Annotated in this window: 14 protein-coding genes; 11 read left to right on the top strand and 3 right to left on the bottom strand. The window is 44.5% G+C overall.

Going from position 1 to position 12,713, the window contains the following annotated elements; genetic code table 11:
• Positions 1 to 119 precede the first annotated feature (119 nt).
• Positions 120 to 2,003, top strand: a complete 1,884-nt coding sequence (gene dsbD, locus A3763_RS09850; protein WP_068514744.1) for a protein-disulfide reductase DsbD — start codon at positions 120 to 122, stop codon at positions 2,001 to 2,003.
• 14 nt (positions 2,004 to 2,017) lie between these two features.
• Here the strand turns inward: dsbD and A3763_RS09845 are convergent, their stop codons facing one another.
• The 3 genes from A3763_RS09845 to tusA form a co-directional block, all read right to left on the bottom strand.
• Positions 2,018 to 2,560, bottom strand: a complete 543-nt coding sequence (locus A3763_RS09845) for a hypothetical protein (RefSeq protein ID WP_068514739.1) — start codon at positions 2,558 to 2,560, stop codon at positions 2,018 to 2,020.
• Positions 2,561 to 2,606: 46 nt separating this feature from the next.
• Positions 2,607 to 2,816, bottom strand: a complete 210-nt coding sequence (locus A3763_RS28560) for an STAS domain-containing protein (protein ID WP_255374988.1) — start codon at positions 2,814 to 2,816, stop codon at positions 2,607 to 2,609.
• 277 nt (positions 2,817 to 3,093) lie between these two features.
• On the bottom strand, positions 3,094 to 3,321 hold the full coding sequence (gene tusA, locus A3763_RS09840) for a sulfurtransferase TusA (RefSeq protein ID WP_068509866.1): 228 nt from the start codon (positions 3,319 to 3,321) through the stop codon (positions 3,094 to 3,096).
• Between the two features lie 55 nt (positions 3,322 to 3,376).
• On the opposite strand from tusA, the gene A3763_RS09835 reads away from it, so the two are divergent.
• The 10 genes from A3763_RS09835 to A3763_RS09790 form a co-directional block, all read left to right on the top strand.
• Positions 3,377 to 3,661: an antibiotic biosynthesis monooxygenase gene (locus A3763_RS09835; protein WP_068509864.1), complete on the top strand. Its 285-nt coding sequence runs from the start codon at positions 3,377 to 3,379 to the stop codon at positions 3,659 to 3,661.
• A 377-nt stretch (positions 3,662 to 4,038) separates the two neighbouring features.
• Positions 4,039 to 5,466 carry a cytochrome-c oxidase, cbb3-type subunit I gene (ccoN, locus tag A3763_RS09830; RefSeq protein ID WP_068514738.1) on the top strand — a complete coding sequence of 476 codons (1,428 nt, stop codon included), beginning with the start codon at positions 4,039 to 4,041 and terminating at the stop codon, positions 5,464 to 5,466.
• 11 nt (positions 5,467 to 5,477) lie between these two features.
• The gene (ccoO, locus tag A3763_RS09825) at positions 5,478 to 6,083 is read left to right on the top strand and encodes a cytochrome-c oxidase, cbb3-type subunit II (RefSeq protein ID WP_068514735.1); all 606 of its coding nucleotides are present in this window, start codon (positions 5,478 to 5,480) and stop codon (positions 6,081 to 6,083) included.
• A gap of 11 nt (positions 6,084 to 6,094) precedes the next feature.
• The gene (locus tag A3763_RS09820) at positions 6,095 to 6,280 is read left to right on the top strand and encodes a CcoQ/FixQ family Cbb3-type cytochrome c oxidase assembly chaperone (protein WP_068509685.1); all 186 of its coding nucleotides are present in this window, start codon (positions 6,095 to 6,097) and stop codon (positions 6,278 to 6,280) included.
• Positions 6,273 to 7,166 carry a cytochrome-c oxidase, cbb3-type subunit III gene (gene ccoP, locus A3763_RS09815; protein ID WP_068509683.1) on the top strand — a complete coding sequence of 298 codons (894 nt, stop codon included), beginning with the start codon at positions 6,273 to 6,275 and terminating at the stop codon, positions 7,164 to 7,166. Before A3763_RS09820 ends, ccoP begins: the two co-directional genes overlap by 8 nt.
• Before the next feature lie 142 nt (positions 7,167 to 7,308).
• The gene (ccoG, locus tag A3763_RS09810) at positions 7,309 to 8,763 is read left to right on the top strand and encodes a cytochrome c oxidase accessory protein CcoG (protein ID WP_068514732.1); all 1,455 of its coding nucleotides are present in this window, start codon (positions 7,309 to 7,311) and stop codon (positions 8,761 to 8,763) included.
• A 43-nt stretch (positions 8,764 to 8,806) separates the two neighbouring features.
• Positions 8,807 to 9,361, top strand: coding sequence for a FixH family protein (locus tag A3763_RS09805; protein ID WP_068514731.1), 555 nt, complete (start codon positions 8,807 to 8,809; stop codon positions 9,359 to 9,361).
• Positions 9,362 to 9,372: 11 nt separating this feature from the next.
• Positions 9,373 to 11,772: a heavy metal translocating P-type ATPase gene (locus A3763_RS09800; RefSeq protein WP_068554476.1), complete on the top strand. Its 2,400-nt coding sequence runs from the start codon at positions 9,373 to 9,375 to the stop codon at positions 11,770 to 11,772.
• A 67-nt stretch (positions 11,773 to 11,839) separates the two neighbouring features.
• Complete coding sequence (gene ccoS / locus A3763_RS09795; protein ID WP_068554477.1) at positions 11,840 to 12,067, top strand: cbb3-type cytochrome oxidase assembly protein CcoS; 228 nt, start codon at positions 11,840 to 11,842, stop codon at positions 12,065 to 12,067.
• Positions 12,068 to 12,069: 2 nt separating this feature from the next.
• Positions 12,070 to 12,713, top strand: a 644-nt coding sequence (locus A3763_RS09790) for a sulfite exporter TauE/SafE family protein (RefSeq protein WP_068759999.1), incomplete at its 3' end; no start/stop codon positions are given.

Raw genomic sequence — 12,713 nt, 5'->3', positions numbered from 1 at the left:
ATTACGAATTTATACAAATCTATTGCCTCTTATCGTTCTATTTAACAGTTTTGATTGAACCAACACAGTAGATTTATATCTAAAGTGCAATATATGCAATCGCAAGGTTTTGAACCAGTATGAGAAATATCCTATTAGTTATTATCTACCTAACTCTTGGAACATTCACCTCCGACGCATATTCCTCTGGCGGTACTAGTTTTTCTAGCTCAGATAGCAAGGGATTATTTGAATCAAGCCAGAATGAGTTCCTAAAGGTTGATGAGGCATTCAAATTTCGCTCATCGCCTACAGACAATGGTTTAAAGCTGTCTTGGGAAATAGCTGACGGCTACTATTTATACAAAGAACGCTTCAAATTCCGCCTTGTCGATAAGTCATTAGAACCTCTGGTAAAGCTTGGCCCTCCCGAATTTTCTAGCCAGGGAAAGCCTAAACAGGATGATTACTTTGGCTTGGTTCATGCGTTCTATAAGCACGTTGAAATTGCTCTTCCTATTGACGTCGATGCTTCACTAAGTGATGTCGAGATTAAAATAAGCTCCCAAGGCTGTGCAGATGCAGGCTTGTGCTACCCACCAAAGCACGAAAAGGTCTTATATGTAGCGCAAAAAAGTAATAGCGACACAACTAGCAACAAGCTTCAAGCTCCCAACCAGCAACAAACGCCTTCATCTCAAGAAAGCCCAGACTTTGAAAACGCTGCGGGCGTCTTTAGCTTTATTCAGAACAGTAGCCTGCTGGCGATTGTAGGAATATTCTTTTTACTCGGGATCGGATTGACCTTTACACCTTGCGTGTTTCCAATGATCCCGATTATTACCAGCATTATTGCTGGCCAGCAAAAGCCAACGGTCGGTAAATCCTTTATGCTTTCCCTAGCCTACGTTATCGGTATGGCGGCAACCTATGCTGCAGCAGGCGTGGTGACAGGACTGCTCGGTGCGGGAGCCAATGTACAGGCAGCCCTGCAAGACCCAATTGTATTAAGCGTATTTTCGGCAATATTTATTTTGCTTGCCTTAGCTATGTTCGGCCTTTACGAGCTGCAACTCCCCGCTTTCTTAAGAGACCGCCTCAATACCACCAGCCAAAACCTTAATGGTGGGCATATCACCAGCGTATTCTTTATCGGTGCACTATCAGCACTAATTGTTTCACCGTGTGTCTCAGCCCCGCTCGCAGGTGCGTTACTTTATATAAGCAGTACAGCAGACGCAGTTATCGGAGGCCTTTCATTATTTGCTCTGGGCTTGGGTATGGGTGTGCCATTAATCCTGATCGCTATAGGTGGCGGTAAGTTCTTCCCTAAAGCCGGCGCCTGGATGGACAAAGTAAAATACGCTTTCGGCATAATGCTAATTGCCGTGGCAATCTGGCTCATTAGCCGTGTTATCCCTGAGTCAGTTTCGCTATTTTTATGGGCGTTGTTATGCGGCCTAACAGCAAGCCAGATGGGTGCTTTTGATGCAGCTAAGCCTGGAATAGAAAGAGTCTCTAAAGGTTTAGGCTTGCTCCTGGCCTTATACGCCGCATTATTATTTATTGGCTCACTTACTCAAGCCACAAACCCACTCAACCCCCTGGAAACTCTGATTAGCAACCAGCAAACCAACACACAGAAACCTAACAAGCTCCCTTTCAATACTATTTATTCGAATACCGGGCTTGAACAACATCTCGCCATTGCAAAGCAAAACGGCCAAGCTCTATTGGTAGATTTTTACGCCGACTGGTGTATCAGCTGTAAGGTAATGGAGAATGAGGTTTTTCCGCTTGTTAATATCGACAGCAAGCTACGTCAATTTTATCTCGTTAAGGCAGACGTGACCGACAATACAGATGAAAATAAGGCACTACTGGAAAGGTTTGGCCTCTTCGGCCCACCATCTATCCTGCTGTTTGATAAAAAAGGCAAAGAAATCAAGGATCTGAGAATCGTAGGGGAAATTAGTGCCAATGGCTTCGATCAGCACCTGGGGCAGGCGCTGGTAAGACAATAAATTGAAGCGCAATATTAGAAAAGTTCTAACTCACCTTCATTTTGGTCTTCTTCATGGCTATTTGCCTCCAAGCAGAATGATAAGGCTTCATCATATACCTCAATAGAAATACTGCATCCTGCAACTTCACGATCAATATCAAAATAATATGAATCGATCGTACTGTTTTCAGCTAATAAGTCATCGACATTAACACCAAAAAAAGTGGCCGGAAAACCAATACTGATAAAGCACTCATGCGCTATCAACTTAGTTTTTAAACGACCAATCAACTGGTTTGAAAGCTCAGAAATCCAGTCTTCCAAGCGGTCCTCTTCAACTTTGGTAATCCCCTCACCCACTGGGTAAGTTAAGGCCAGTACAGGCAAAGGAAGCTCCAAAGCGATTTTGAATTCGATATCTGATGAACCGCCGTCAATGCAAGCAATAGGGCAATTTTCAAGGCGCTCAGGTTTATCTACCATCAAGCCTACATTGCAATCCAGGTTTTCAAACAAGTCTTTACACGACTGAAAGAATAAGTCCTGAATACATTTGATTACTTCATTATCACGCATATAACTGCAACTCTTTTCTTTTATTTGTACTAACCGAATCAGAAAACTATTTAGCCAACGAAGGAGCCGGACTCTCACCATTGATGCTGAAATACTGATTAAAGTGCGTCATGCTCAACAGGTCATAGGTCTGCCCACGCGAACGAACGATCTCATAGGCCACACCTGCACCGTCTAGAAACTTCTTCATGACCAGCAACATTCCCAAACCGGAACTATCCATGTATTCGACATCATAGAGATCAACCTGAACCAGACGGCTGTCACCAACCTCCTTTTAGTAAGCTGATCGGAATTCGCTCTGCAAATGAAATGCGAAACTTCCACTGATATAGAGAGTAGTACAAGAATTATTAACGGAAACTTTCACACTACCCGTAGCACTGTCAGTCATAGATACCCAAATCAACTTTAGCTAATATTTATATCGCAAGCACCTGACAATCTATATTTGAATAATTAAAGGTGCATACTAAAAAGATAGAGCATGATCTGAAAAGTGCAAACTCGAAACATCGACATGAGAACTACTTTCAGGCTTTTCTCAGCAGATAAATATAATTGCCGTTTTCCTGGCTCTGATCGAGCAGTTCATGACCAAGAAACTGACAGAATTTTGGTATATCACGCTGAGTGGCCGGGTCGGAAGCGATTACCTTGACCACGTCCCCACTTTGCATCTCGTCAATTTTTGAGTGCAGCATCATAACAGGTTCAGGACAATACAAACCTTGAGTATCCAAAAGGTGTTGATGTAACATCTAGCTCTCTTTTTTAATCTATACTTAAAACAACAGCACACTGGAGGGGCATGCCATGATTAGGGTTATTATCGAAAGATCCATCGCGGAATCACTGGAAGCAAACTATGAGGATACTGCAAAACAAACGCTACAAAAAGCCATTCGAGCTCCGGGCTTTATTTCTGGGGAGTCATTAAAAGATATTACCAACTCAAGACACCGAGTCATCCTTTGCAACTGGCGTAGCACTCAAGATTGGCAAGCATGGCAACAATCCCACGAACGCAAGGAAATGATGGACAAGTTAAACCTCATGCTAGAAAGAGAAGAAAAAGTTACCGTTTTGGAAATGCCTTAAACATCTTCTCTGCAATCTGCTCAATGAGTACAGTTGCGTCTTGCTCCATTCAACGCAAACTGTACTCCAAAAATCTATCTCGATACTTAAAAAATAGCAAATTAAACCTCATTTTTTGTAAGTCATTATTATATAAGTCATTTGCGCATTCCATCGGCTTAAACCAAGTTCATATACATCAACTTTCCCCCCTAACTTTCGTGATAAAAGATTGATTTTGTCCTTTCTGATCAGTACCCTTCACGCCTAGCCGATTTGGGGGTATTAACATACCCCTAAATCATTACTTAGGTAGTAAAAAAATAAGCGATGTGTGCAAGGTTTACATTTCTTATTTTTTGCGTTTCCACTTTATGTAGAATAATGGACCCTCAACGATGAGCAAAGAGACCAACCAAATCACTTACAACTACAAAGTTGTAAGACAGTTTGCCATTATGACGGTGGTATGGGGTATTGTCGGCATGGCCGTCGGTGTTCTTATCGCTGCTCAATTAGTATGGCCAGAGCTAAACTTCGATTCACCTTATTTAAGCTTCGGTCGTATTCGCCCACTGCACACTAACGCAGTTATCTTTGCTTTTGGGGGTAGTGCTCTATTTGCTACATCGTTTTATGTGGTGCAGCGGACTTGCCAAGCACGCCTGGTCTCGGACACCCTCGCGTCATTCATGTTCTGGGGCTGGCAAGCGGTCATCGTTCTAGCAGCGATCACTTTGCCACTAGGCATTACTAGCGCAAAAGAATACGCAGAGCTTGAGTGGCCGATCGATATTCTAATCACCTTAGTTTGGATAGCCTATGGCGTCCTCTTTTTTGGTACCATAATGAAGCGTAAGACCAAGCACATTTATGTTGCAAATTGGTTCTATGGCGCATTTATTATCACTGTCGCGATTCTACACATCGGGAATAGCATGGCCATTCCAGTCACGTTCTGGAAGTCCTACTCTGCTTACGCAGGTACTGTCGATGCGATGATGCAGTGGTGGTATGGCCATAATGCTGTTGGTTTCTTCCTGACGGCAGGCTTCTTGGGCATTATGTACTACTTCGTTCCTAAACAGACTGGCAAGCCAGTTTATTCTTACAGACTATCTATTATTCATTTCTGGTCACTGATTTCTTTATATGTATGGGCAGGCGCTCACCACCTACATTACAGCGCTCTTCCTGACTGGGCACAGAGTGCGGGCATGATCATGTCCCTAGTCCTACTAGCTCCATCATGGGGTGGTATGATCAACGGTATGATGACGCTTTCTGGTGCATGGCATAAACTACGTACTGACCCAGTACTACGTTTCTTGGTTGTATCGCTTTCTTTCTATGGCATGTCTACTTTCGAAGGTCCGATGATGTCTATCAAGACTGTAAACGCGCTATCTCACAACACTGACTGGACTATTGGGCACGTTCACTCTGGTGCACTCGGTTGGGTAGCGATGATTTCTATCGGTGCGGTTTATCACTTGATTCCAAAGCTTTATGGCATTAAAGAAATGTATAGCACGTCTATGATCAACCTACACTTCTGGTTAGCGACTGCCGGCACGGTTCTATACATCGCCGCAATGTGGGTAAACGGTATTATGCAGGGCCTAATGTGGCGTGCAGTAAACAATGACGGTACCCTTACCTACAGCTTTGTAGAGTCTTTAGAAGCAAGTCATTCTGGTTATCTTGTTCGTGCAATTGGTGGTGCTATCTTCTTGTCAGGTATGCTTATCATGGCCGTGAACGTTTGGCTAACCATTAAGCAGAAAGATGCGAAAGCACTTGATACCGTGACTGAAGCAGCTTAGGAGAAGAGTCAATGAATCATGAGATAATAGAAAAAAACCTTGGCTTGATGATCCCTCTGATTGTCGTAGCTATCAGTTTTGGTTTCTTGGTAGAAGCAGTTCCACTGTTCTTCCACAAAGACATGCAAACCCCCATTGAAGGTCTGAAGCCACATACCGCTTTAGAACTTGAGGGTCGTGATATCTATATTCGTGAAGGTTGTCACACCTGTCACACGCAGATGATCAGACCTTTCCGCGCTGAGACTGAACGTTACGGTCATTACTCAGTTGCCGGAGAGCATGTTTATGAGCACCCATTCCTATGGGGTTCTAAGCGTACTGGTCCTGATCTGGCTCGTGTTGGTGGTCGCTATAGTGACGACTGGCAACGTGCTCACCTTTATAACCCACGTAATGTTGTACCTGAGTCCAAAATGCCGTCCTACCCTTGGTTGTTTACAGCTATCGTAGACCACAAAGGTACTGCTGCGAAAATGGAAGCACTTCGTACAGTAGGCGTTCCCTACACCGACGAAGACATTGCCGGTGCAGCAGAAGCGGTGAAAGGTAAAACAGAAATCGAAGCTATGGTTGCGTATCTACAGCAGCTTGGCACCGTTCTTAAGAACAAGTAAGAACCAATATTATGGATATCAACACGTTACGCGGTCTATCTACCATCTTGGTCATGATCGCCTTTGTCGCCATATGCTTATGGGCCTATAACGGCAAAAAGAAAAAAGATTTTGACGATGCAGCCAACCTGCCCTTTCAGGATGACGATATCGCGGAACGTACCTTGAGCGAAAAAGAGAGAGAAGAACATGACTAGTTTTTGGAGTGTATGGGTCTCAGTCATTATTATCGGTACTTTGATCGGTAGTACATGGCTGCTAGTAGCCACCCGAAAAAGCCAAACTACAGATGAAGAGACTGAACAAAAGATGCCCCATGCCTTCGATGGGATCGAAGAGTACGATAATCCACTTCCAAAGTGGTGGTTCCATATGTTTATCGGTTCAGTTGTTTTTGCATTCGCATACGCATTGCTGTACCCGACTTTAGGTAACTTCCAAGGTTTCTTAGGCTGGTCTTCTACCGGTCAATGGGAAGCAGAAGTTGCTGAAGCTGATGAAAAGTACACACCTATATTCAAAGCCTACGCGGCAAAGCCAATTGAAGAACTCGCCAAAGATGCCGAAGCAATGAAAGTAGGACAGCGTTTGTTTGCTAATAACTGCTCAGTATGTCACGGATCAACAGGTCGCGGCGCATTAGGCTTTCCAAATCTGACTGACCACGACTGGTTATATGGTGGAAGTCCAGACGCGATCAAAACCACCCTCCTGTATGGTCGAAACGGTCAAATGCCTGCCAAAGGTTTAAATCCCGCTATGAGCAAAACTGACATACAAAATATGACTCATTACTTACTTTCGTTTAGTGGACGTAGTGATGATAAAGCAGCTGTTGATGCCGGCGCAGCGATGTACCAGACTGCCTGTGCAGCCTGTCATGGGGCTGAGGCTAAGGGTAATCAAGCCGTCGGCGCACCAAATCTAACAGATGATGTTTGGCTCTACGGCGGCACGGCATCTAAGATCAATCAAACACTCACTTATGGTCGAGCAGGCGTAATGCCAGCACAAAAAGACCTACTTGGTGAAGACAAAGTTCACCTACTTGCAGCTTACGTTTACAGCTTATCTAACAAATAAGACTGTCTGAGACTCGTGGGCCTGGCTGAGTAGCCAGGCCCACTCTCACAGAATATAAGATCTCTTCTCTAGACAGCCTTTGCTCATCACAGACTTTCTAGAAAAGAAACCTTTCCTCCACTAGATATGGAAGCCGTTGCCTATGTCTAAGAAGATCCCAGCCCAAAATATCGAACCCGGTACGCAGAAACTGGAAGTCTACGGCCAAGATTCAAAGCAAGCAGACGTCAGTAAGACCGTCGAGCTCTACGAGTCTCGAAAAAAAATCTACGTCAAAAAAATTGCCGGTCTTTTTCAGCGAATCAGGAAGTTTTCACTCTGGGCCTTGATGGCCATGTACTTTTCAATTTGCTGGATATCAATCAACGGCCAGCAACTGGTTCATTTCGACCTCCCTGCACGTAAATTCCATATCTACGGCATGACATTCTGGCCACAAGAGTTCGTTCTTTTAGCACTGCTTCTAATCATTTGTGCCTACGGTCTGTTTTTCGTCACCACCCTTTTTGGGCGCGTCTGGTGTGGTTATACCTGCCCACAAACTTCCTGGACCTTTATTTTCATGTGGATTGAGGAAAAGGTTGAAGGGAGCAGGAACCAACGAATGAAGCTTGATAAAGCGGAATTCAGCTCTGAAAAGATGATCAAAAAGACCCTTAAGCACACTCTTTGGTTATTGGTCTCCTTTGGCACCGGCCTGACCTTTGTCGGTTATTTCTACCCTATTCGTGAGTTAGTTCCAGATCTGTTCACCTTTAGTGTAGTCGACGCCTGGGCAATATTCTGGATTGGCTTCTTTACAGTTGCAACCTACCTGAATGCTGGCTGGTTACGTGAACAAGTTTGTTTATACATGTGCCCTTATGCACGCTTTCAATCTGTAATGTTTGATGAAGACACACTTGTTGTTTCCTACGACAAAGGTCGTGGAGACCCAAGAGGAAGCCGCAAACGTAATGTTGATTATAAAGAACAAGGCCTTGGCGACTGCGTTGACTGCGGCATGTGTGTACAGGTTTGTCCAACGGGCATCGATATTCGTGATGGGCTTCAGTATGAGTGTATTGGCTGCGCCTTATGCGTCGACGCCTGTGACTCAATCATGGACAAAATGAAGTATGACCGAGGTCTAATCAGCTACACCACTGAGAATGCCCTCATCGGTAAGAAGAGCCATATACTAAGACCCAAAGCCATTGCCTACGCTGTATTATTACTCGGCATGATGGGTGCGTTTGCCTATTCCGTTGCAACACGTGTTCCACTAGAGTTAGACGTAATAAAAGATCGGGGCGCTTTATACCAGCTAACGGGTTTAGGTAAAATCGAAAACACTTATATTCTCAAAGTTATGAATATGAGCGATGAACCCCATGATTTTGACATTACCGTCAAAGGCATTGAAGGGATAAAGATTACCACACCCACTACGGTATCCGTGAAAGCCGGAGAAGTATACACTCAACCAACTAGCATAGAAGTCGACCCCATACATATGGAAGTCACCCACTATGATATTGAGATTACCGTCAAGGCTACAGATAACCCAGACTTGGTCGCATCAAGCGAAAGCCGCTTTTTAGGCAGCGCTGAATAAAGCGACACAATAGAAATTAACTAAGCACAACCGAGGTAATGAAATGAAAGCAGCACAAGATGAACAAGCTAAAAAACCATGGTTCAAACAGCCGTGGCTTTGGTTTGTCCTGAGCGTACCTATTGCTTCGGTTATACTCAGCAGCATTATGGTAACTGTTGCTGTTGTTGGTCGTGACACTCTGGTTAGCGACAACTATTACAAGGATGGCATGGGTATAAACCAGACGATTGAACAAGATAATATGGCGGATGACCTCGGCTTGAAACCAACCTTAGAAATTGTTGATCAAGCCATCATTATTGAGCTAGTCGGTGACAAGTATCACCCTACTCTCCAACAACAAGCCTTTTTAACCTTGAAGATTCTACACCCAACCGTGGGAGACCAAGATCAAGTTATCAAGCTTCTGCCGACACCATCAGGCCAGTTTGTTGGAGATTTAACATCACCAGTTGATGGCCGTCGATATGTCGACCTCTATGCCTTTGACGAAAGCTGGCGGATTAGAGAAGAAGTCACCTTCCCGACAGGAAAAGTAACGCTTAATATAGGTGGCACCGAAAATAACGAGACTGCTAGCAAGTCGCAGGACTAGGTTGGCAACACATGTGCAAGACTTGCTACCACTGCAATGAAGAGATTCCAAAAGGCTTTAGCGCAAAGCTTGAGATTGGCGGAGAACAACAATCGTTTTGTTGTTATGGTTGTTTAGCGATCGCAGAAACCATTGTCTCTGGTGGTCTCGATAACTTCTATCAACACCGCACTGAAGCCTCATTAAAGCCCGACGACTTCACCGACGCACAACGCGATGAACTACTTCTTTATGATGACCCGGCGCTACAAACTGACTTTGTTACGGTAGATGGCAAACAGTCTGATGCTGCACTTAGTATCTCAGGAATTACCTGTGCCGCTTGTATTTGGCTCTTAGAGCGCGAAATCAGCTCACTTCCCGGCCTGATAAATCTATCAATCAATCATACGACTCACAAAGCGCTACTTAGCTGGAACAATGAACAGATCAAGCTAAGCAAAATCCTGATTAAAATACGCAAGCTAGGCTACAAAGCCTTCCCCTATCAGGAAGACAAAGCGAGACAACTTGCCGAGAAAGAGAAACGCAGCGCAATGTTTCGTATCGCTGTCGCTGGTATAGCGGCGATGCAAAACATGATGTTTTCAGTCCCCTTGTATCTAGGCATCTATAGCGGTATCGATGCCGAGTTTATCTCCTTCTTTCGATGGGTCAGCATGTTAATGTGCATACCCGTTGTGTGCTTTTCAGCGCTACCATTTTTTCGAGCGGCCTTACGTGACTTGCAAACACGTCATTTAACGATGGACATCCCTGTATCGCTCGCTATCCTGACCGCGTTTTTTGCCAGTGCTTTCCTGACGATAAACAGCGAAGCAAGCATTGAGACCGATGTCTATTTCGACTCAGTTGCGATGTTTACCTTCTTCCTATTGCTTGGCCGGTTTATGGAAATGCAAACTCGCCATAAGCACCTGAACAGCGATGCCGAAATGGGTAAACTATTGCCTACAACAGCGATCATTAGAACCGAAGATGGCGAAAAAAGTAAACCTGCTCACCAGCTTGAAATTGGAGAGGTACTAGTGGTTAGACAGGGCCAAGTATTTCCTGCCGATGGCGTGGTTATTGAAGGTGTCTCCAAAGTCGACGAGTCAGCCCTCACAGGAGAGTTTCTCCCCATTGAAAAAGCGCTTGGGGCTCAGGTAAGTGGTGGCACCGCTAATGTCGAAAATACCTTATTCGTTCGCATTACCGCTACTCCCAAAGAGAGCCGTGTCGCAGCGATTATTAAGCTCCTTGATAAAGCAGCAAGTGAGAAGCCCAAAACCGTATTAATGGCAGATAAAATTGCCAGCCACTTTGTAGCAGGTGTGCTATTCGCGGCTTGCGTCGTTGGTCTCTACTGGTACTTTAATAACCCCGACGAAGTATTCACCATTGTTTTATCTGTTTTGGTTGTTACCTGCCCTTGCGCTTTATCTCTGGCAACACCAACTGCAATGACCAGTGCCAACACATTCCTTCGCAGCAAAGGCTTCTTAATCACCAAATCTCATGCGCAAGAAGCCATGAACCAGATTACCGATATTGTTTTTGATAAAACAGGGACACTAACCAAAGGTGAACTCAGCATTTCTGGTGTGAAGCTTTTTAGTCACTGCGGAGAAAGTAAAGCGCTTGAAATCGCTGCCGCACTAGAACACCACTCCAGCCACCCGATCGCCAAGCCTTTTTCTGAATTTTTCACCAGCCCAGCCGAAAGGGTTACAAACCATCTTGGAAAGGGCCTCGAAGGTTTTTTTCAGGGGCAACACTACGTACTGGGCAATGCAGAACTCGTTGAACTAAAACAGAGTTGCGAACAAGCATTACAACAGCATAATGGCCTAAGCCTATATCTGAGCGATGGCGAGAACCTGATTGCGCAATTTATGCTAAATGATGCTTTACGCTCCGACAGTAAAGAAAGCATCAAACAGTTTCAGGAAGCGGGTATCACCACTCATATATTAAGTGGAGACCACCAAGACTCTGTCTCCATTCTCGCCTCTAAACTCGGCATCGCTAACTACAAAGCAAAACAGTCGCCCGAGCAAAAATTGGCCTATGTCAGAGGTTTACAGGCCGCAGGCAAACAGGTCACAATGGTGGGTGATGGTATTAACGACCTACCTGTCCTGTCTGGTGCTAAGTTATCAATATCGATGGGCGAAGCCAGCGACATTACCAAGTTAAATTCAGACGCTATTCTGCTCAATGGAAATATGACGGTTATTAACGAAGCTTTCCAAAACGCGCAGAGAACACGTAAAATCATTAAGCAAAATATGACCTGGGCCATCATGTATAATCTATGCATGCTCCCGATGGCTGCAGCTGGTTGGGTTCCACCTTATTTCGCAGCCCTGGGAATGTCCTTGAGTTCTTTATTAGTTGTTTTTAACTCTCTCAGGTTAAAGCGCTAACATGGACAAGTCGCGAGCGTTGGAAAGGTGCTCCAATTAAACTGATTTAAGATAAGAGTTAGCTTCGATGGAAATATTGTATATTCTAATTCCACTATCAATCATTCTTGTTGCTTTAGCGATTGCCATTTTTGGCTGGGCAGTTAAGAACGGACAGTATGATGACCTGGAAGGCCCCGCGCACAGCATTCTCTATGATGATGATAAAGACATGATCCCGGGGCAAAACAACAAAACTCAAAAGAAAGACCTGAATACTAAAGACAGTCAACATAGTGAAAAATCGGACGACTAAGTTTGCTAAATGACCCCGGTATTCTTATTTCTGCCTTTATGCTTGGCTTTCTAGGCTCTGCACATTGCTTGGGAATGTGCGGAGGTTTAGCAAGTGCCTTAGGTTTACATACCTCATCATCAAACAAGGCAAGCTTCTTACTCTCCTATAATCTGGGGCGCGTTATAAGTTATTGCATCGCAGGACTGATTGTTGGCAGCCTTGGTTTCTGGCTGAGCAAACAATTAGCAGCCTTAGAGGTTCTCAGATATTTAGCTGCAACAATGTTAATTCTAATGGGTTTATACCTAGGCCAATGGTTTAATGGAATACTCTGGGCTGAAAAACTAGGTAGTAAACTCTGGCCCTTGATTCAACCATTATCAAAGCGTTTTATGCCTATTAAATCAATCAAAGATGCGCTAGTGGTTGGCATGGTGTGGGGTTGGCTACCGTGTGGTTTGGTATACTCGGCTTTGATCTGGGCAAGCTTGGAAGCAAGTATCTTCGGTTCAGCACTAATCATGCTTGCTTTTGGCCTAGGCACCCTGCCTTCAATGTTGAGCAGCGGTTTATTAGCACAAAAACTATCCGCGACAATTAGAAAACGCTGGTTCCGCTCTTCTGCCGGAGCAATGATGACTTTATTCGGCTTATGGTCTTTGCC

Source organism: Oleiphilus sp. HI0128 (assembly GCF_001635365.1).
The sequence above is the reverse complement of the archived record's forward strand: the minus strand, read 5'-3'. Positions and strand labels throughout refer to the sequence as shown.

Bases quoted from the DNA above. Each gene is read 5' to 3' on its own strand.
- dsbD (WP_068514744.1), top strand. From the start codon at position 120: ATGAGAAATATCCTATTAGTTATTATCTACCTAACTCTTGGAACATTC.
- A3763_RS09845 (WP_068514739.1), bottom strand. From the start codon at position 2,560: ATGCGTGATAATGAAGTAATCAAATGTATTCAGGACTTATTCTTTCAG.
- tusA (WP_068509866.1), bottom strand. From the start codon at position 3,321: ATGTTACATCAACACCTTTTGGATACTCAAGGTTTGTATTGTCCTGAA.
- A3763_RS09835 (WP_068509864.1), top strand. From the start codon at position 3,377: ATGATTAGGGTTATTATCGAAAGATCCATCGCGGAATCACTGGAAGCA.
- ccoN (WP_068514738.1), top strand. From the start codon at position 4,039: ATGAGCAAAGAGACCAACCAAATCACTTACAACTACAAAGTTGTAAGA.
- ccoO (WP_068514735.1), top strand. From the start codon at position 5,478: ATGAATCATGAGATAATAGAAAAAAACCTTGGCTTGATGATCCCTCTG.
- A3763_RS09820 (WP_068509685.1), top strand. From the start codon at position 6,095: ATGGATATCAACACGTTACGCGGTCTATCTACCATCTTGGTCATGATC.
- ccoP (WP_068509683.1), top strand. From the start codon at position 6,273: ATGACTAGTTTTTGGAGTGTATGGGTCTCAGTCATTATTATCGGTACT.
- ccoG (WP_068514732.1), top strand. From the start codon at position 7,309: ATGTCTAAGAAGATCCCAGCCCAAAATATCGAACCCGGTACGCAGAAA.
- A3763_RS09805 (WP_068514731.1), top strand. From the start codon at position 8,807: ATGAAAGCAGCACAAGATGAACAAGCTAAAAAACCATGGTTCAAACAG.
- A3763_RS09800 (WP_068554476.1), top strand. From the start codon at position 9,373: ATGTGCAAGACTTGCTACCACTGCAATGAAGAGATTCCAAAAGGCTTT.
- ccoS (WP_068554477.1), top strand. From the start codon at position 11,840: ATGGAAATATTGTATATTCTAATTCCACTATCAATCATTCTTGTTGCT.